Raw genomic sequence first — 19,266 nt, forward strand, 5'->3', positions numbered from 1 at the left:
CGTGCCGTCGGGTCAGGCGGGCCGGGTCGCGGCGGTGTCGTGCGCCTGGTCCCGGAGCCAGGCGAGCACCTGCGGCAGCACCGGGACCGCCGCGAAGTGCGCGGCCGAGGGCTGGAGCACGACGGTGGCGTGCTTGATCCTGCGGGAGAGCCAGTTGAAGTGCTCCACGGGGGAGAACTCGTCCTTCTCGCCGTGCCACAGCAGGGTGGGAACGGTGATCTCCTGGGGGTCGAAACCCCATTCACTGCTCAAAGCGACCGCGTCGTCGATCCAGCCGTCCGCCGTGCCGTCTTTCGTGTTCTCGATCGCACCCTCGAAGTTCCTGTGCAGCATGCGCCGGATTCCGGCATCCGCCATGACAGGGCGGTCGAACTCCGACATCTCGCTGTCGAGGTCGGCCAGCAAGGACATGGGGTCGGCCCGCATCGCGTCCGCGTTCCGTACGAGGGTGCTCTGCAACTCCTCGGGGTGGTCACGGGCATTGCTGTACTCGCGGATGTTGGACGGCGTCATGCCCTCGAACCAGTCCAGGCCCTCGGCGTCCCACGGCGCCAGGCTCACCAGCACACCGGCGCTCCGCACCATCCCCGGGAGCCGGGCGGCGCAGGCGAGCGCGTGCGGACCGCCCCCCGACCTGCCGACGACGGAGAACTCGTCCAGGTCGAGGGCCTTCGCGATGGCCTCGACGTCCTCGACGGCGTCGACGACCCGGCGCCCGCGGCGGCGTGTGGAGCCGCCGTAGCCGGGGCGGTCGTAGGCGATCAGATGGATGCCGAGGCGGTAGAGCACGCCGGAGAGGGGGCGTGGCCCCTCACGGCTGCCAGGAGTTCCGTGCAGCAGAAAAACAGGGTGTCCTTGAGGATCACCCCAGCTGTCGAAAACGAGCTCGCGCCCGTCTCTCCTGTGAGCGGCACGCGCCACTCCTGCCTCCCGTCCACCGGCTGTCAAGGGTGCCGGAATCTTCTCAGAGCGACGGGCACCATTCAGCTAGCTTCTCGCGTCGGCGCTATTCCGTCACTGGAAAGTGACCAGAATGTCGAAATCATGACCGAACGCGGCCAGCTTATGCCTATTTCGGTGATTCGGCCGAGGTCAGAAGCCCTCTATTACAGGACAAGCGGGGTATTGACCTCCGATTTCTAACCACGCACCGTCCTGGGCCCCGCCACCTCCGCCCCCAATTCACCCACCCGGCGCCGGAGTTCCCGGTCCGCCGTCACCACCAGGGTCCTGCGGCCCTCCGCAGCGGCCACCAGTTCCACCATCCGGTCGTCCCCGCTGCCCGGGGCCGACTCCACCCGGACGCCGGGGACGGAGTCCACTCCGCGGGCCGCGCCCTCCACCACGAGGACGATCTCGACGGGGCCGTCCTGCCCCGGCACCCCGTCCGCCGCGAGCCGGTCGCGCAGTCGTTCGGCGGCTCCGCGGCGGTCCCGCCACCAGCCGTCGGGGACGGACCCGACGACGTTGGCGGCGTCGACGATCACCAGCAGCGGGGCCTCGGCGCCCATCCGGTCAGGCCTCGGGATTCTCGGGGAAGCTCGCGAAGTACGCCGCGGCCATGTCCTCGTCCGCGTGCCCCAGCTCGGCGGCCCGCTCCAGCCGGGCGGCGCTCGCGGCGGCCACGTCCAGCCGTACGCCGTTGTCCTCGCCGGCCTGGACGATCAGCCGGGCGTCCTTCGCGGCGGTGCCGACCGCGAAGGACGCGGGCGACAGCCTGCCCTCCCGGATCAGCCCCGCCTTGGCGCGCAGGTACCCCATGTCGAGCGGGCCGCCGGCGATCAGCTCGAAGAACCTGTCCGGGTCCACCCCCAGCGCCCCCGACAGGGCGAGGACCTCGCCGGTCGCCGCGGTCGCGGCCAGCACCCAGCTGTTGGCGACCAGCTTCAGCCGGGTCGCGCTGCCCGCCTCGCCCGTCCACACGGTGCGGGCGCCGACCGCGTCGAACACCGGGGCCACGGTGAGCCGGTGCGCCTCCGGGCCGCCCGCCAGCACCGTGAGCTGGCCGGCCTCGGCGGGCTGCCGGGTGCCGAGGACGGGGGCGTCGAAGAAGACCAGGCCGTGCTCGGCGGCGAACCCGGCGAGTTCCCCGAGCCCGTCGAGCCCCGCGGTCGTCGACTGGACCCACACCGTCCCCGCCCGCAGTGCGGGCAGCGCCTCCCGCATGACCTGATGGGTGGCGGGACCGTCGTACAGCATGGTCAGGACGACGTCCGCGCCCTCGACCGCCGCGGCCGGGGTGTCGGTGACGGTGATGCCGTCGGCGGCCAGCGGCTCCGCCTTGTCGCGGGTACGGTTCCACGCCCGGACGGTGTGCCCCTCGCGGGCGATGCTGCGGGCCATGGCGGCACCCATGATGCCGGTGCCCAGGACGCTGACGGTCAGCTTGTCGGTCATGCCCCCCAACCTAGCCCCACCAGCCGCTGCCCGGCCGTCCGCACATACAGTGAACCGGTGAACGGCGACTGGCTTCTCCGCGGCCGTGACGGCCGCCTCAGCGTCTATCTCGCGTCCGACGAGGCGGCTCTGTGCCGTGCCGAACTCGCGCCCGGCGGACCCTGGGAGGCGACCGCACGCACGGTCGGCGGCGACCAGCGGCTCCGTGACGGACTGTCCGTCGGTCAGGGCTCCGACTCCTACGCCCATCTGGTCGCCTGGCGCCCCACCAGGCCGGGCGAGGCCGGACTCGTCCACTCCACCCACTTCCGGCCGCGGCTCGCCGCCCTCGACTGGACCCCCATCGGGCACCCCTCCCGGAGCGGCGACCGCACCGGCACCCCCGCCGTGACCGTCGACGCCGAGGGCCGTGCCCATGTGTTCGTGCGCAACGCGGAGGGCGGGCTGAGCATGCTCGGCCAGAAGGAGAAGGGCGGCTGGGGCCCCTGGCGGGACCTCAAGGGCCAGGACGTACGGGAGGACCTGGCGGCGGTGACGGGGGAGTCCGGCCGGGTCGAGGTGTACGCGGCGGTCCCCGGCGGTGTCGCCCACTGGCGCCAGGACGGCCCGGGGACGGTTCCCGTGCTGGAGGAGGAGATCGAGGCCCCGGTCCGCGCGGGCACGCTGTACGCGCTGGCGACCTCCGCCGAGCACACCACCCTCTACTACACCGACGACACCGGTGACCTCTGGACCTGGCGTCCCGGCAGTCGCCCCACCCGTCTGCTGGCCTCGGCCGGCCCCGGCCCGGTCACCGCCGTGCGTTGCGAACTCGACGGCCACGACTGCACGTTGCTCGCCCAGCGCTCGTCCAGCGGCCGGGTCGCGTTCGCCGCGTATCCCACCGAACAGGAGCCCGCCGGCGCGTGGTGGGCCGAGTCCGGACCCCAACTCCCGTCGGACGCACGGGTGTCGCTGACGACGGACGCCGACGGGCGGGTCGCGGCGGCAACGTTGTCCCCGTCGACGGGGGCGCTGCTCGTCACCCGGCGCAAGGAGGAGCCGGGACTGGCCCTGGAGAAGTGGGAACAGGTCTGACGGCCGCCCCCCTGTCCGACCGGGTCAGGAACTGCCGCCCGTCGCGGGGGACTTCTTCGCCGACTCAGGGATCGTCGCGTCGGTGCGGATCGCCTTCCACAGGGCAGAGGCCTGCGGCTCGGCGGCCACCACGCGGTTCGGGTCGACCTTGTCGTACGCCACCGGGAGCATGATCGTCTCCATGGTGGACGGGTCGATGCCGTTGAGGCTGCGGCCGAAGTCCGCGAGCTTGGTGAGCGAGGCGAGGTCGGAGTCGGTGGTGAGGGCCTCGGTGAGCTCGTCGGCGATCTTGTACGCCTTGACCGGGCTGCCCAGCAGGTCCTGCTTCTTGATCTCGGTGAGCAGGGCGAGCATGAACTGCTGCTGGAGGCCGATGCGTCCGAGGTCGCTGCCGTCGCCTATGCCGTGCCGGGTGCGGACGAACTGGAGGGACTGGGTGCCGTCCAGCTTGTGGGTGCCCGCGGTCAGGTCGAGGCCGCTGGAGGAGTCGTGGATGTCCTCGTCGACGGTGACGGTCACGCCTCCTATCGCGTCCACCAGGCCCTTGAAGCCGGCGAAGTCGATCTCGACGTAGTGGTCCATCCGGACCCCGGAGATCTTCTCCACCGTCTTCACCACACAGGCCGAACCGACCTGGGAGTAGATCGAGTTGAACATCACGCGCTGGGCCGAGGAGACCTTGGTGCCGTCCGCCTTGGTGCAGGAGGGGCGGGTCACCAGGGTGTCGCGGGGGATGCTGACCGCGACGGCCTCCTTGCGGCCCTCGGGTATGTGCACCACCAGCGCGGTGTCGGAGCGGGCGCCGGAGACGTTCGCGGAGTCCAGCTTGCCGTTGGCGCCGGCCCGCGAGTCGGAGCCCAGGATCAGGATGTTCTGGCCGGAGGTGGGCAGCTTCTCCGGGCGGTCCGTGCCGAGCGCCTTGTCGATGTCGACGCCGTCGATGTTGCCGTCGATGTCCTGGTACATCCAGTAGGCCGTGCCGCCCGCGGCGAGGACCAGGACGGCCAGGGTCAGCAGGATCCAGCGGCCCACCCGACGCCTACCGGTCCGCTTCGGCCCGCCGCGGCGCCGGGAGGGCGCGTCGGAATCACTGCGCTGGGGCGTCGAGACATGGCTCATCCTGCTCTGAATCCTCATGGGTCGTGTCCCTCGCGGGACGGTGCTGCGGGGTGAGGACTCGGGTGGGGGGAGGCCGGTCCCGGAAGTGGCGGAAGTCACTGAAATCGCACGTCTGAGGCACGATCGTACGATCATGCCCATCCCGTGAGGTATTTGTAAACACCGGCCAAAGAAATAGTATGCGCGCCATGACTTGGCTGATTACAGGTGGTGCCGGCTTCATCGGCGCCCACGTCGTTCGCGCGATGCTCGCCGCGGGCGAGCGCGTCGCGGTGTTCGACGACCTCTCGACGGGCGACCCCGCCCGCGTCCCCGACGGTGTGACCTTCGTCAAGGGTTCGGTGCTCGACGGCGCCCTCCTGCGCGAGACCCTGTCCGGGCTCGGGATCGACGGGGTGGTCCACCTCGCGGCCAAGAAGCAGGTGGGGGAGTCCGTCGAACGGCCCCTGTTCTACTACCGGGAGAACGTCGAGGGTCTGCGGACCCTCCTGGAGGCGGCGGCCGACACCGGTGTGCGGCGCTTCCTGTTCTCCTCCTCCGCCGCCGTGTACGGCACACCGGACGTCGACCTGGTGACGGAGGACACCCCCTGCGCCCCGGTCAACCCCTACGGCGAGACCAAGCTGGCCGGAGAGTGGCTGGTCCGTGCCACGGGCCGGGCCCACGGGATGACGACCGCCTGTCTGCGCTACTTCAACGTCGCCGGCGCGGCCGACGAACTCCTCGCGGACACCGGTGTGTTCAACCTCGTCCCGATGGTCTTCGAGAAGCTGACCGAGGGTGGCGCGCCTGTCGTCTTCGGCGACGACTACGACACCCCTGACGGCAGCTGCGAGCGGGACTTCATCCACGTCGAGGACATCGCCTCCGCCCACCTGGCCGCCGCGCGCGTGCTCGGTGAGCGGGAGCCCGGCAGCGACCTGACGGTCAACATCGGGCGGGGCGAGGGCGTTTCCGTGCGCGAGATGATCACGCTGATCGGCGAGGTCACCGGGTACGGCTCCGCCGCCGCGCCGGTGTCCGCGCCCCGCCGTGCCGGGGACCCGGCGCGGGTCGTCGCCTCCGCCGACCGCATCCGCGCCGAACTGGGCTGGACCGCCCGGCACGACACCCGCGCGATGGTCGCCTCGGCCTGGTCGGGCTGGTGCCACCGCCTGCCGGACGCCCGCCGCTGACGTAGGCGGCGGAACCCGTGGGACCCGCGTAAGGTCACGGTGCGCCGGGACTTCGGCCGGGACCCTGGCGGGGCCTCGGCCGGCACCTCGGCTTGGACTTCGGCCGGGATCCCGGCGGGGACCTCGGCCGGGAGACCAGCCGTGATCTCTGCGGGGCCCAGTCGGAACCCGGCCCGGGACACCTGTCGAGACCTCAGCGAGGGCCCCGGGCGGGTTCCAAGCCGGGTCACCAGCCGGGACCTCGGTCGGGCCCTTGCCGGGACCGAAGCTGGGGCCCCAGTGGGATCTCGGCCAGGACCCAGCCGGGACCGGGCCGGGATCGAGTCGGGACCTCAGCCCGGGCCCCAGGAGGGTTCCAAGCCGGGTCACCGGCCGGGAGCCCAGTTGGGCCCTTGCCGGGACCGAAGCTCGGACCCCGGCGGGATCTCAGCCAAGACTCAGCCGGGACCTCACCCAGGGCCCCGGGCGGGACCTCAGCCAGGCCCCGGGCGGGAACCCCGGGCGGGTTCCAAGCCGGGACACCGGCCGGGAGCCCAACCAGGACATCCCGACCGGGACCTCAGGTGGACCTTTGCCAGGGGCCGAGGCTGGAACCCCGGCCGGGACCTTGCCGGGACTGAAACCGGGACCCCGGCGGGGATCTCGGCCAGGACCCAGCCAGGGCCCCAACGGGCACCTCGGCCAGGGCCCCACCGGGGGACCTCGAGCGGGCCACGAGCCGGGACACCAGCCAGGGCCCCGGGTGGGTTCCCAGCCGGGAGCCCCACCGGGACCCCAGCCCAACCCCCGCCAGGGCTGAAACTGGAACCCCAGCCGGGAGCCCAGCCGGGACCTTGCCAGGACCGAAACCGGGACCCCGGCGGGGACCTCGGGCAGGACCCCACCGGGACCCCAACGGGCACCTCGGCAAGGGCCCCACCGGGGGGCCTCGGGCGGGCCACGAGCCGGGACACCGGCCGGAAGCCCCACCGGGACCCCAGCTGGGACCCCAGGCTGGTTCCAAGCCGGCGCCCCGGCCGGGTTCCCAGCTGGGAGCCCCACCGGGACCCCGGCCCAACCCCCGCCAGGACCGAAGCGGAACTCCCACCGGGGATCCGCAACCCCCGGCAGGGCCCCACGGCCCCGCCAACACCGCACGGCCCAGAAAGAGCTCGGGACGGGATCACCCCCTGTCCCCGCCAGAAGAATCGTTAATTCAGAACCGGCCCGGCGCGACCACCGCCCGGGGCCGCCGCAGGACGGGAGGACGGTATGCGGGCCACCGCTGTGCCGCAGGACGCCACCGGCGCGCCGTCGGCCGAGGGCACCCTCGCGGGCCGCACCGTGCGGTCCGGGCCCTGGCTGCTCGCCGGGCACGACGGTCGGCTCATCGCCTGGGCGCATGTCGACGGCGCCGTGCTCCGCTGGACCGAGGCCCGGCCCGGCGGCCCCGGCTGGCTGGGCCCGGACGTCCTGCCGGCCAAGGGCGTGAGCGAGCTCACCGTCGCCCAGGGCCGCAACCGCTACGCCCACCTGGTGGGCCGCCGGGTGCGCGGTTCCGGGGACGCGCACCCCGCCGTCGACCTGGTCTACGCGATCCAGTACCAGGCGGGCCGCCCGCTGAGCGAGTGGCGGCCGGTCGGCAACCCGCACGCCAAGCGGGAACGCTCCGCGCAGATGGGCGGGCCGACGGCCGCCGTCGACGCGTCGGGAGCACTGCACGTCCTCGTGCCCACCGCCGAGGGCCATGTGGCCCTGCGCCGCGAGGACGCGGGCGGACGCTGGGAGCCCTGGCTGGACCTCAAGGTCGCGGCGGCCCTGGACACCCCGGCCGCCGTCGCCACCTCCACCGGGCAGGTGCATGTGCTCGCCCCCACCGGCACCGGCGCCCTGACCTGGTGCCAGCCGAAACCGGGCGCCGTCCCCGAACGCGGCCCCGACCTCGCGGTGGTCCCGCTGCCCGGCTCCGCGACCGGCGTGGAGACCTCGACCGGCCGGGCCACCTTCTACGTGACCGACGCGGTCGGCGGCGGTGTCGTCGCCGTACGCCCCGACGCCTGGCCCGTCCCGCTCGGCGGGAGCCCCGGCGACGGACGGCATGCCGCGCTCGTCGCCGTCCTCGACGGCTACCCCTGCATCGTGCTGGCCCACCGGGACACCGAGGGCCGGGTCGTGCTCGGCGTGTGCGGCGTCGAGGACGAGCACAACGGCGTGTGGTGGACCGACACCGGCACCGTCTGCCAGGGCGACCCGGTGCTCGCCCTCGACGGCGCCGGACGCGTCGTCCTCATGGTGCTGACCGAGGACGGCGGGCTCGCGCTGGCCCGTCAGGAGGACGGCCCCGGGCTGACCCTGAGCGACTGGAGACCGCTGTGACCGGCCACCGGAACAAGGACAGTCACAGTCACCGGAACAGGGACAGTCACCGGGACAAGGACAGGCAGCGGAACCAGGGCAGGCAGCGGGACCTGGATGGTCACCGAGACGACAAGGACGTGAGGGCATGACGCGCAGGTCCGACCGCGCCGGGCGTGCGGACGGCGCCGGAACACCCGACGGCCGCGCCCATGTGGTCGCCGTGGTCGTACCGGAGCCCCGGGACGCCGTGGCCGTCGTCGAACGGGAGGCGCCGGGCGCGGAGATCGCCGTGATCTGTCTGCGGCCGGGCGCCAAGGACGGCCGGGCGCTGCTCGACCGCGCCCTCGCCGAGGCGGGGGCACGCGGCTGCCGGACGCTCGGCGGCCCCCGGGTGCTGGACGCCGCCGATCCCCTCCCCGCGCTGCGCGAGGAACTGCGCGCGATCGACCCGGACCGGCTGCACACCCTCGATCCCGACCCCGTCCACTCCGGCCTCGACGAGGCGAGCGGCGTGCCGTCGTACGACGTGCCCGAGGCGCACGCGGAGGCCGCCGCGCTGGCGCTCGCCGCGGGCCGCGACCACCAGGCCGCGACGGGGCGCCCCCTGTACGTCGACTGCCTGCGCGCCGACGGCACCCCGCGCTACCCGGCGCCGGTGAACTGGCTGTCGGCGGGCTTCGACGGCCGGCTCACCGCGTTCCGGCCGACGGCCGCGGGCGTGGTCCGCTGGTACGAGGAGGTGCCGGGCGGGCGCCTGCGCGGCCCCGAGCCGCTGGAGGGCCATGGTCTGCTGCCCGGCCTCCAGGTGCTGCGCGACCCGCGCGGGCTGCCGCATCTGATCGGCCTGCGCCGGACCGCGCGCGGGGACGGCGGTGTGGACGTCGAGGTCGTGCACGCGGCCCAGTACCGCACCGGCAGACCGCTCAGCCCCTGGCTGGCGCTCGGCGGGCCGAACGCCGGGGCCTGGCGCAAGGGGCGCGAAGTCGGGTTCCCCACGGCCGCGTTCGACGCCGCCGGTGATCTTCACGTGTTCGTGCGCAACTTCGGACACAGCGTCAGTTACCGCCGCCGGTCCGCCGCCGAGGGCACCTGGACGCCCTGGCAGCACCTGAGCGGGCTGCGGGTCGCCGACGACCTCGTCGCCGTGACGGCCCAGCAGGGCGGGGTCGAGCTGTTCGCCCGGGCCCGGGACACCGCCGGGGTGCTCCGCTGGCACCTGGGCCCGGACGGGGCGTGGACCGAGGACCGCACCGTCCCGTTCGCCGCGCTGCCGGGCACGCTGACGCCGGCCGCCGAACCGGGCGCGGTGCTCTTCCGCGACGCCCGCACCGGCCGGGCGGGCCACTGGCGGCCGGGCACCCCCGGCCCCTACCCGCTCGACGCCCCGGAGGCGGGCTCGGGACCGTTCGCCGTGGCCAGAGGGGTCGAACTCGCGGGCTGGGGCTACTCCGTGCTGGTCGGCCGGGAACCGGACGGCGCGTGCTCGCTGGGCGCGCACCCCGCCGGGCGCCCCGACACGGGTGTGTGGTGGCAGGACGTCGGCGCACCCTCGTACGACGTTCCCGCGGTCGCCGTCAGCCGGGCCGGGCGGCTCGCCGTCGCGCGTCGGCTGCCGGGCGGGCGGCTGGCCGTGTCCCGTCGGGACGAGAGCCGCGAGGGGCTCGTGATGGGCGGCTGGCGGATCGCCGGCGACTGAGCGGATGGCTTGATTCCGGCTGTTCGCCGCCGGTCCCTCGCGTTTTCTCTGTGTTTTCCCTGCGCTTCCCCTGTGTGTTTCCTCACGCGAAGATCGCAAATGGTTGTACGGGGCCTTCTGTGATCCACGTCCCGGCCGATGCCAGGTCAATGCGCGTCGACAGGCACGTGAAGGATTGTTAAAGTTTGGATCGCTCATGTGATTGGCCTGTGAAAATACAGGGCAAAATTGTCCTGTTTGAGGGGTGACCGGGGGATATGGCCAGGCTGTCGTTGCGGGCTGTCCAAAAACTGACCTGCAAGAAGCGGGACGCCTGGTGGACGGTCTTCCTCGTCGACCCCGTCGCGACCCGGCTGCTGCTCGTCGTGGCCCGTTTCCGTTTCATCACCCCGAACCGGGTCACCTGGGCCGCGCTCTTCATCGGCCTGGCCGCCGGCGGGTTCTTCCTCAGGGGCGACCGGCAGTCCCTCGTCATCGGGGCGCTGCTCTACCACCTGAGCTTCATCCTCGACTGCATCGACGGCAAGCTGGCCCGGCTCAAGGGCAACGGCACGGTCTTCGGCGGCTGGCTCGACTACGTCTTCGACCGCATCCGGGTGCTGTTCTGCGCGCTCGCCCTGATGGGCGGCCAGTTCCTGCCGCACGACGACGAGCGCTATCTCGTCGCGGCGCTGGTGGTCGTCTTCCTCGACATGCTGCGCTACGTCGACGCCCTCCAGATCTACAAGATGCGCATGTCGATGCGGACCAAGATCGAGAAGGTCACGCGGAGCCGTGCCGAGGAGAAACGTTCCTTCGAGGCGGTGTCGGAGGCGGTGCCTGAACCCCTGCCGACCCAGGCGGTCCACGGGAACCAGGACGCCGCCGCGGGCCCGCAGATCGTCTTCATGGAGGATCTGCTCCGCGACAACCCCCACGCCTCCGCCGAAGCCCTGCGCGCCGAGGCCGCCACCGACGTGGTCGACCTGCACGAGCAGTTCCGCGGCCAGTTCCCCTGGTACACCCGCATCCGCCGGGCCATGCTGCGCACCCGGATCCGTCCGCACCTGTTCAGCGGCATCGAGTTCCAGATGTTCGTGTTCATCGTCGGCCCGCTGATCGGCCAGATCCTGTGGACCACCGCGGCCTCCGCCGCCCTCCTGGTCCTGTTCGAACTCGTCATCATGTACAAGTTCTGGCTCTCCACCCGTGACTTCACCCGGGTCATGGAGGAGCTGAAGCCCGCCGACGGCACGGCCGGCACCATCGCCCCGAACCTGCATCGGGGCCGCCACCGCCGCGCCGAGGCCGACGCCCTGCTCGCCGACGAGCGCTACCGCGCGCCGGCGCCGGACGAGGACCCCTTCTTCCAGCCGTACCCGCAGCCCAACGCCGTCGGCCGCATGGACGCGCTCCCGCACATCCCCGCGCCGCACGGCGACACCATGCCGCTCACCCAGATCAGCCAGTTCCACCAGACACCGCCCGGCACGGCCCGCCGGGCGACCGCGGGCCGGGAGGACCACCGATGAGAGCCGGCGCCGTGCCCCCGCACCAGTCGCCCGACGGCGAGAACCTGCGGGTCACCGTCGTCATCCCCGCCCACAACGCGGCCACCACGATCGGCAAGGCCCTCCAGTCGGCCCTCAACCAGACCTACGAACCGGTCGAGGTCATCGTCGTCGACGACGCCTCCACCGACGGCACCATCGAGGTCGTCGCCAACTTCGCGGGCAGCGACCCCCGTGTCCGGGTCCTGCGCCGCAAGGAGAACAGCGGCGGCGTCGGCGCCCCGCGCAACTGGGGCATCGCCCAGGCCGAGGGCCGCTGGGTCACCTTCCTCGACGCCGACGACGAACTGCCGCCCCGCGCCTGCGAGCGCCTGGTCGCGAGCGCCCTGGAGACCGGCAGCGACATCACCGCGGGCAGGGCCGTCCGCGTCAACCGGGCCACCGGGGACTCCGAGCCCTGGGCGCCCGAGGTGTACGCGATGGGCCGCACCGTGCAGGGCCTGGAGGAGTTCCCGCTCCTGCTCTCCGACCCGATCGCCGCCGCCAAGCTCTACAGCGTCGAGTTCCTGCGCACCTTCGGCGTCTGGTTCCCCGAGGGCGTGTTCTACGAGGACACCTACTTCTCCACCGTCGCCGGCACCCTCGCCCGCGGCATCACCGTCATCACCGAGCCCGTCTACCGCTGGATGTGGGAGCCCGACGGCGCCTCCATCACCGGCCGCACCGGCGAGCTGCGCAGCATCACCGACCGCATCGCCGTGCACCGGGCCACCGACCGCTTCCTCCTGGAGCGCGGCCTGTGGCAGCTCAAGGTCCGCAAGGACGCCAAGTTCCTCGCCCACGACCTGCGGCTGTACATGCGGGCCCTCGCCGAGGGCGACGCCGAGTTCCAGCAGCTCTTCGCGGACGTCGTCAGCTCCTACCTCTTCTCGCTCGGCGACGAGGCCTTCGAGCTGTGCGGCCCGGTCGACCGGGTGCGCGCCTACTTCCTGATGTACGAGGAGATCGAGGCCGCCCTCACCACCCTCGACTACACCCAGCGCAAGAGCGTCTTCTCCTCCCACCTGGTCGAGGAGGACGGCAAGGTCTACTGGTCCGCCGACCATCTGCACCTGCCCGACGCCCGCCGCATGCTCGACGTCACCGAACTGGGCCTGGCCGCCGCCCCCGTCACCCAGCTCCCGCTCTTCGCCCAGCTCAACAGCTGGCGGGTCGAGCGGGGCCGGCTCGCCTACACCGGCGAACTCGTCAACCGCTTCGGCCGGATCGCCGCGGGCGACCCCGTCTCCCTGTCGCTGGCGGTCCGCAACCGGCACATCAAGAAGGACGTGGCGGTGCCGGTCGGCGAGGTCACGGTCGACGAACGGTTCGTGTCCTTCGAGGGCACGGCCGACCTCGCCGCGCTCCTCGGCGACGACCTCGCCGACAGCACCGTGTGGAACGTCTCGGTCGTCGTGGAGTGGAAGCGCAGCCGCTCCCGCTCCGCGCTCAACGTCCGCGACATCACCGTCGACGGCCTCTCCTTCGACCGGGACGGCGAGGAGTACGAGGGCTACCGCACCGTCAGCGGCAACCTCGCCTTCCGCTCCGCCGCCGCGGGCCGGCGCACCTTCGAGACCGAGCAGAACGACCCGAACGCCCCCTGGATGTGGTGGCGCGACCGGATCCATCCGCCGGTACGGCAGCTCACCGGGCCCTTCGACCTCGCCGTCGTGGTGCCCTGCTACAACGTGGCGAAGTACATCGACGACTGCCTCGGCTCGCTGGCCGCCCAGCGCGGCTTCGACCGGATCCAGGTGATCCTGGTCAACGACGGCGCCACCGACGAGACGCCCCGCATGCTGGAGCGCTTCGCCCACCACTACGCCAACGTCACCGTCGTCCACCAGGTCAACGGGGGCCTCGGCAACGCCCGCAACACCGGCCTCGACCGGGTCGTCGCGCCGTACGTCACCTTCCTCGACTCCGACGACATCCTCGGCGAGGACGCGCTCGCGGCCATGCTCGAAGCGGCCCTCCGCGACGACTGCGAGGTCGTCATGGGCGACCTGGTCAACTTCCCCGACCGGCCCTACGGTCCGTGGAAGGACTACTTCGGCAAGGGCGACCGGCTGATCACGGACTTCGCCGAGATCCCCGACATGATCTTCAGCGGCTCGGCCTGCAACAAGCTCTTCGGCACCGACCTGCTGCGCCGCCTCGGCCTGCGCTTCGGCGAGGGTGTGCACTTCGAGGACGCCTGGCTCACGCTGCCCGCGATGCTGCGGGCGGGCGCGATCGGCCTGGTCGACCGGCCCGTCTACTGGTACCGGGGCCGCCCCGACGGCTCGTCCATCATGGACTCGCTGTGGAGCAAGCCCGCCAACTACCGCGACCATCTGCGGCTCAACCACTTCCTGCTGGACTACAGCGCCGAGGAACGCCCCGAGATCCGGCGGATGTTCCACCGCTACGCCACCCGCACCTACAAGGGCTTCCTGTGCAACGCCCGTAACGTGATGGGCCGTTCACAGCTGGCCGAGATGTTCCCGGACCTGCACCGGCACTACGCGCAGATCCCCGACGACGTCATCACCGAGTTCGTCACCAGCCCCGCCCAGCAGCTCGACCACTATGCGGCCAGGACCGGCAACTTCGAGCTGTTCGCCGACCCCGAGCCCGCGCTCGCCGCCGCCCCGCCGGTCGTGGAGATCGACGACGAGGGCTTCTACCGCACCTTCCCCGGTGGTGGCCGGCACAGTGCCGCGGCCCGGGTGAAGGATCCCAACGTGGTCGTGGAGAGCGTCCGCACCCGCGGTGACGTCCTGGTCCTGGAGGGCTGCATGGCCTTCCCCGGACTGGACCTCGGCGGCCCGATGGGCAACCGCCTGGAACTCGTCTACCAGGTCCGCGAGACCAAGGTCACCGTCCCGCTGACCCAGGTCTACCGCCGTGACCTCTACAACGCCCGCAACAGCCGTGACCTGTACGCCGGCTGGTACGCCGAGATCCCCGCGGCCGACCTCGCGCGCAGCGGCTTCGGGGTGGGCGACTTCCGGCTGCGCGTGCACCGCCCGGACGGCACCCGGCACCGCAACGTGGTGATGCGGGCCCGCCTCGCCCTGCACCGTCTCAAGGGCCCCGGCAAGGTGGGCCGTTACCCCTACATGCTGACCATCGGAGCCCAGGACGCCCTGCATCTGCGGCTCGTCGGCTCCGGCCCGGTCGCCCGGCTGCGCAACGCCCTGTGGCGGGCCGGCCGTGAGCTGCGCATCCTGCGGACCCGCAACCCCGGCTGGCGCATGCGCCTCGCCTACTGGCTGACGTACCCCTTCCTCGCGCGGAAGGAGATCTGGCTGATCGGCGAGCGCTCCGACACCGCCCAGGACAACTCGTACCATTTCTTCAAGTGGGTCCGGGAGAACCGCAAGCGCCGCAAGGCCTACTACGTCATCGACGCGGCCTCCGCCGACCACGCCAAGGTCGCCCCGTACGGCAACGTCCTGAAGCTGGGCTCCTTCAAGCACCGCGTGTACCTGCTCCACGCGACGAAGCTCATCGGCTCCTACGACTCCGAGTCCTATCTCGTCCCCGAGGGCTACAAGAAGGCGCTGTTCCTGCACCGGTTCGGTGAACTGGTCAAGTACCAGCGGGTGTTCCTCCAGCACGGCGTCACCTACAACGACGTCACCTCCGGCGCCGACCAGCGCATCGCCAGCTACGACCTGCTGGTCACCGCGGGCCGCCAGGAACGCGACTTCATGGGTCTGGAGGCGGGCTACGGCGACCGTGCCCAGCCCGTCGGCTTCCCCCGCTTCGACGCGCTGCGGCGCGAACAGCGGGACAAGCCGCGCATCCTGCTGATGCCGACCTGGCGGCAGTGGATCGTCACCGCCTCCTACAAGAAGTCGGCCGGGCCGGCCAAGACCAGCTTCACCCAGTCCGAGTACTACCGCTTCTACCGGACGCTGCTCTCCGACCCGCGGCTGGGCCAGGTGCTCGACCACTTCGGCGTCGACCTGGAGTTCTTCCCGCACTACGAGATCCGCCCCTATCTGCACACCTTCCAGTTCTCCTCGCCGTCCATCCAGGTCGCCGATCCGCAGAGCCGCAATGTGCAGCAGGCCATGAAGGAATGCTCGTTGATGGTCACCGACTACTCGTCGGTCTTCTTCGACGTCGCCTACATGGGCATCCCGCTGGTCTATGTCCCCTTCGACGAGGAGGACTTCTACGGGCGGCACTACAAGCGCGGCTACTTCAACCTCTCCGACGACGGCTTCGGCCCGGTCTGCCGGACCGTGGACGGCGCCGTGGACGAGATCATCGCCGCGATCCGCCGCGGCTTCACCGTGGAACCCGAACACCGGGCCCGCGTCGAGGAGTTCTTCGTGCACCGGGGCGGCGGCAACTGCGAGCGCGTCTACGACGCGATCGACGCCCTCGGCGACGCCTCGGCCGCCGAACTCGCCCCGCCCGGACCGGTGGGCGCGCTGACCCCGGTGGCCGAACGCCCCAGCCGATGGGTCGGCGCGGCCTGACCCGGCCGCCGAGGCCGACCGACGAGACGTGAAGAGGGCCCCCGCCGTGAGGCGGGGGCCCTCTTCACTCACGCGTCACGAGTCACGCGTCACGCCGGGACGGACGCGAGCCCCTGCGCCAGGAACGTCTTGCCGTTCACGCGCTCGGAGACACCCTCGCGGTCCAGGTACGGGGTGATCCCGCCCAGGTGGAAGGGCCAGCCGGCGCCCGTGATCAGGCACAGGTCGATGTCCTGGGCCTCGGCGACGACACCCTCGTCGAGCATCAGGCCGATCTCCTGGGCCACCGCGTCCAGCACCCGGTCGCGGACCTGCTCCTCGGACAGGACGACGTCGCCCTGCTTCAGGAGCGCGGCGACCTCGGGGTCCAGCTCCGGCTTGAAGCCGTTCTCCGCGGAGTAGACGTAGAAGCCGCGCTTGCCCGCCTTGACGACGGCCGCCAGGTTGGGGGAGACGGTGAAGCGGTCCGGGAAGGCGCGGTGCAGGGTCTCGGAGACGTGCAGACCGATCGCCGGGCCGACCAGCTCCAGCAGGACCAGCGGCGACATCGGCAGACCCAGCGGCTCGACCGCCTTCTCCGCGACGGCGACCGGGGTGCCCTCGTCGATGACGTTCTGGATCTCGCCCATGAAGCGGGTCAGGATGCGGTTCACGACGAACGCCGGGGCGTCCTTCACGAGCACCGCGGTCTTCTTCAGCTTCTTGGCCACCGCGAAGGCGGTCGCCAGCGACGCGTCGTCGGTCTGCTCGCCGCGCACGATCTCCAGGAGCGGGAGGATCGCGACCGGGTTGAAGAAGTGGAAGCCCACGACCCGCTCGGGGTTCTTGAGCTTCGACGCCATCTCCGACACCGACAGCGAGGAGGTGTTGGTGGCGAGGATCGCGTGCGCCGGGGCGACCGCCTCGACCTCCGCGAACACCTGCTGCTTGACGCCGATCTCCTCGAAGACGGCCTCGATGATGAAGTCGGCGTCGGAGAAGCCCTCCGCCTTGTCCAGCACACCGGTGACCAGGGCCTTGAGGCGGTTCGCCTTGTCCTGGTTGATGCGGCCCTTGCCGAGCAGCTTCTCGATCTCGGCGTGGACGTAGCCCACACCCTTGTCGACGCGCTCCTGGTCGATGTCGGTCAGCACGACCGGCACCTCCAGGCGGCGCAGGAACAGCAGGGCGAGCTGCGAGGCCATCAGGCCCGCGCCGACCACGCCCACCTTGGTCACCGGACGCGCCAGCGACTTGTCCGGGGCGCCCGCCGGACGCTTGCCGCGCTTCTGGACGAGGTTGAACGCGTAGATGCCGGCGCGCAGTTCGCCGCCCATGATCAGGTCGGCGAGCGCCTGGTCCTCGGCGTCGAAGCCCTGCTGGAGGTCACCGTCCTTGGCGGCGGCGATGATGTCGAGGGCGCGGTAGGCGGCCGGGGCCGCGCCGTGCACCTTCGAGTCCGCGACGAGGCGGCCCTTGGCGACGGCCTGGTCCCAGCCCTCGCCGCGGTCGATCGCCGGGCGCTCGACCGTGACGTCGCCCTTGAGGACGGACGCCGTCCAGATCAGCGACTGCTCCAGGAAGTCCGCGCCCTCGAACAGCGCGTCGGCGATGCCGAGGTCGAAGACCTGCTGCCCCTTGAGCTGCTTGTTCTGGTTGAGGCTGTTCTCGATGATCACCGAGACGGCCTTGTCCGCGCCGATCAGGTTCGGCAGCAGCGCGCAGCCGCCCCAGCCGGGGACGAGACCGAGGAAGACCTCGGGCAGCGAGAACGCCGGGATCGCCTTGGAGACGGTCCGGTAGGAGCAGTGCAGACCGACCTCGACGCCACCGCCCATCGCGGCACCGTTGTAGTACGCGAAGGTCGGGACGGCGAGCGCGGACAGGCGCTTGAAGACCTCGTGGCCACCCTTGCCGATGGCGAGCGCGTGGTCGTGCTCCTTGAGGATCTCCACGCCCTTGAGGTCGGCGCCGACCGCGAAGATGAACGGCTTGCCGGTGATGCCGACGCCGACGATCTCGCCGGCCGCGGCCTCCTTCTCGACCTGGTCGACGGCGGTGTCCAGGTTCGCCAGCGACGCCGGGCCGAAGGTGGTCGGCTTGGTGTGGTCGAAGCCGTTGTCCAGCGTGATCAGCGCGAAGCGGCCGGCGCCGTACGGGAGGTCCAGGTGACGTACGTGCGCGCTCGTCACGACCTCGTCCGGGAACAGCTCCGAGGCCTGCTTGAGAAGCTCGGTGGTGGTGCTCACTTGTCCCCCTCGAAGTGCGGGTTCTCCCAGACGACCGTCGCGCCCATGCCGAAGCCGACGCACATGGTGGTCAGGCCGTAGCGGACGTTCGGCTGCTCCTCGAACTGGCGGGCCAGCTGCGTCATCAGACGCACACCCGAGGAGGCCAGCGGGTGGCCGAAGGCGATGGCGCCGCCGTACTGGTTGACGCGCGCGTCGTCGTCGGCGATGCCGTAGTGCTCCAGGAAGGCCAGCACCTGGACGGCGAAGGCCTCGTTGATCTCGAACAGGCCGATGTCGTCGATGCTCAGCCCGGCCTGGGCGAGGGCCTTCTCGGTGGCCGGGATCGGGCCGTAGCCCATGACCTCCGGCTCCACACCCGCGAAGGAGTAGGAGACCAGGCGCATCTTCACCGGCAGGTTGTTCTCGCGGGCGAAGTCCTCGGAGGCGATGAGCGAGGCGGTGGCACCGTCGTTGAGACCGGCGGCGTTGCCCGCGGTCACCCGGCCGTGGACGCGGAACGGCGTCTTCAGACCGGACAGGTTCTCGATCGTCGTGCCCGGGCGCATCGGCTCGTCGGCGGTGACCAGGCCCCAGCCCGTCTCACCGGCCTCCGCGTTCGTGCGGCGCACCGAGATCGGCACCAGGTCCTGCTGGATCTTGCCGTTGGCGTACGCCTTGGCGGCCTTCTCCTGCGAGCGCACGGCGTACTCGTCGGCGCGCTGCTTGGTGATCGTCGGGTAGCGGTCGTGCAGGTTCTCGGCGGTCATGCCCATGAACAGCGCCGACTCGTCGACCAGCTTCTCGGAGACGAACCGCGGGTTCGGGTCCACGCCCTCGCCCATGGGGTGACGGCCCATGTGCTCGACGCCGCCGGCGACGGCGATGTCGTACGCGCCGAAGGCCACCGAACCGGCGACCGAGGTCACCGCGGTCAGGGCGCCCGCGCACATGCGGTCGATGGAGTAGCCCGGGACGGACTGCGGCAGCCCGGCCAGGATGCCGGCGGTGCGGCCGATGGTCAGGCCCTGGTCGCCGATCTGCGTGGTCGCGGCGATGGCGACCTCGTCGATCTTCTTCGGGTCCAGACCGGGGTTGCGGCGCAGCAGCTCCCGGATCGCCTTCACGACGAGGTCGTCGGCGCGGGTCTCGTGGTAGATGCCCTTCGGGCCCGCCTTGCCGAACGGGGTGCGGACGCCGTCGACGAAGACGACGTCCCTGACGGTACGAGGCACGATGGCTCTCCTC

12 protein-coding genes are annotated in these 19,266 nt (G+C 71.7%); 6 read left to right on the plus strand and 6 right to left on the minus strand.

Annotated elements, in window-relative coordinates:
* Positions 1-12: 12 nt before the first annotated feature.
* The 3 genes from ACIPSE_RS20645 to ACIPSE_RS20655 all read right to left on the minus strand — a co-directional run bounded on the left by ACIPSE_RS20645 (position 13) and on the right by ACIPSE_RS20655 (position 2,397).
* Complete coding sequence (locus ACIPSE_RS20645; protein ID WP_401664528.1) at positions 13-921, minus strand: alpha/beta fold hydrolase; 909 nt, start codon at positions 919-921, stop codon at positions 13-15.
* A 218-nt stretch (positions 922-1,139) separates the two neighbouring features.
* A complete protein-coding gene (locus tag ACIPSE_RS20650; protein WP_401664529.1) occupies positions 1,140-1,511 on the minus strand; it encodes an NTP pyrophosphohydrolase in 372 nt (123 codons plus the stop codon).
* Positions 1,512-1,515: 4 nt separating this feature from the next.
* Entirely contained in the window at positions 1,516-2,397 is an 882-nt protein-coding gene (locus tag ACIPSE_RS20655) for an NAD(P)-dependent oxidoreductase (RefSeq protein ID WP_401664530.1), read from the minus strand.
* A gap of 57 nt (positions 2,398-2,454) precedes the next feature.
* Between ACIPSE_RS20655 and ACIPSE_RS20660 the strand changes: the two genes are divergently transcribed.
* Positions 2,455-3,474: a hypothetical protein gene (locus tag ACIPSE_RS20660; RefSeq protein ID WP_401664531.1), complete on the plus strand. Its 1,020-nt coding sequence runs from the start codon at positions 2,455-2,457 to the stop codon at positions 3,472-3,474.
* A 24-nt stretch (positions 3,475-3,498) separates the two neighbouring features.
* On the opposite strand, the gene ACIPSE_RS20665 is transcribed toward ACIPSE_RS20660, so the two are convergent.
* The gene (locus ACIPSE_RS20665; RefSeq protein WP_401665026.1) at positions 3,499-4,593 is read right to left on the minus strand and encodes an LCP family protein; all 1,095 of its coding nucleotides are present in this window, start codon (positions 4,591-4,593) and stop codon (positions 3,499-3,501) included.
* A 188-nt stretch (positions 4,594-4,781) separates the two neighbouring features.
* On the opposite strand from ACIPSE_RS20665, the gene galE reads away from it, so the two are divergent.
* The 5 genes from galE (at position 4,782) to ACIPSE_RS20690 (ending at position 15,811) form a co-directional block, all read left to right on the plus strand.
* On the plus strand, positions 4,782-5,768 hold the full coding sequence (gene galE / locus ACIPSE_RS20670; RefSeq protein WP_401664532.1) for a UDP-glucose 4-epimerase GalE: 987 nt from the start codon (positions 4,782-4,784) through the stop codon (positions 5,766-5,768).
* Positions 5,769-7,019: 1,251 nt separating this feature from the next.
* Complete coding sequence (locus ACIPSE_RS20675) at positions 7,020-8,123, plus strand: hypothetical protein (RefSeq protein ID WP_401664533.1); 1,104 nt, start codon at positions 7,020-7,022, stop codon at positions 8,121-8,123.
* 127 nt (positions 8,124-8,250) lie between these two features.
* Positions 8,251-9,801 (plus strand): hypothetical protein, encoded by a 1,551-nt coding sequence (locus ACIPSE_RS20680; protein ID WP_401664534.1) that lies wholly within the window; start codon positions 8,251-8,253, stop codon positions 9,799-9,801.
* Between the two features lie 257 nt (positions 9,802-10,058).
* Positions 10,059-11,312: a CDP-alcohol phosphatidyltransferase family protein gene (locus ACIPSE_RS20685; protein WP_401664535.1), complete on the plus strand. Its 1,254-nt coding sequence runs from the start codon at positions 10,059-10,061 to the stop codon at positions 11,310-11,312.
* On the plus strand, positions 11,309-15,811 hold the full coding sequence (locus ACIPSE_RS20690) for a glycosyltransferase (RefSeq protein ID WP_401664536.1): 4,503 nt from the start codon (positions 11,309-11,311) through the stop codon (positions 15,809-15,811). Before ACIPSE_RS20685 ends, ACIPSE_RS20690 begins: the two co-directional genes overlap by 4 nt.
* Before the next feature lie 89 nt (positions 15,812-15,900).
* On the opposite strand, the gene ACIPSE_RS20695 is transcribed toward ACIPSE_RS20690, so the two are convergent.
* On the minus strand, positions 15,901-18,039 hold the full coding sequence (locus tag ACIPSE_RS20695) for a 3-hydroxyacyl-CoA dehydrogenase NAD-binding domain-containing protein (protein ID WP_401664537.1): 2,139 nt from the start codon (positions 18,037-18,039) through the stop codon (positions 15,901-15,903).
* Positions 18,036-19,253, minus strand: coding sequence for a thiolase family protein (locus tag ACIPSE_RS20700; protein ID WP_401664538.1), 1,218 nt, complete (start codon positions 19,251-19,253; stop codon positions 18,036-18,038). The genes ACIPSE_RS20695 and ACIPSE_RS20700 overlap by 4 nt, the downstream gene beginning before the upstream one ends.
* Positions 19,254-19,266 lie beyond the last annotated feature (13 nt).

This window comes from Streptomyces sp. NPDC090106 (assembly GCF_044747265.1).
Taxonomy (GTDB): Bacteria; Actinomycetota; Actinomycetes; order Streptomycetales; family Streptomycetaceae; genus Streptomyces.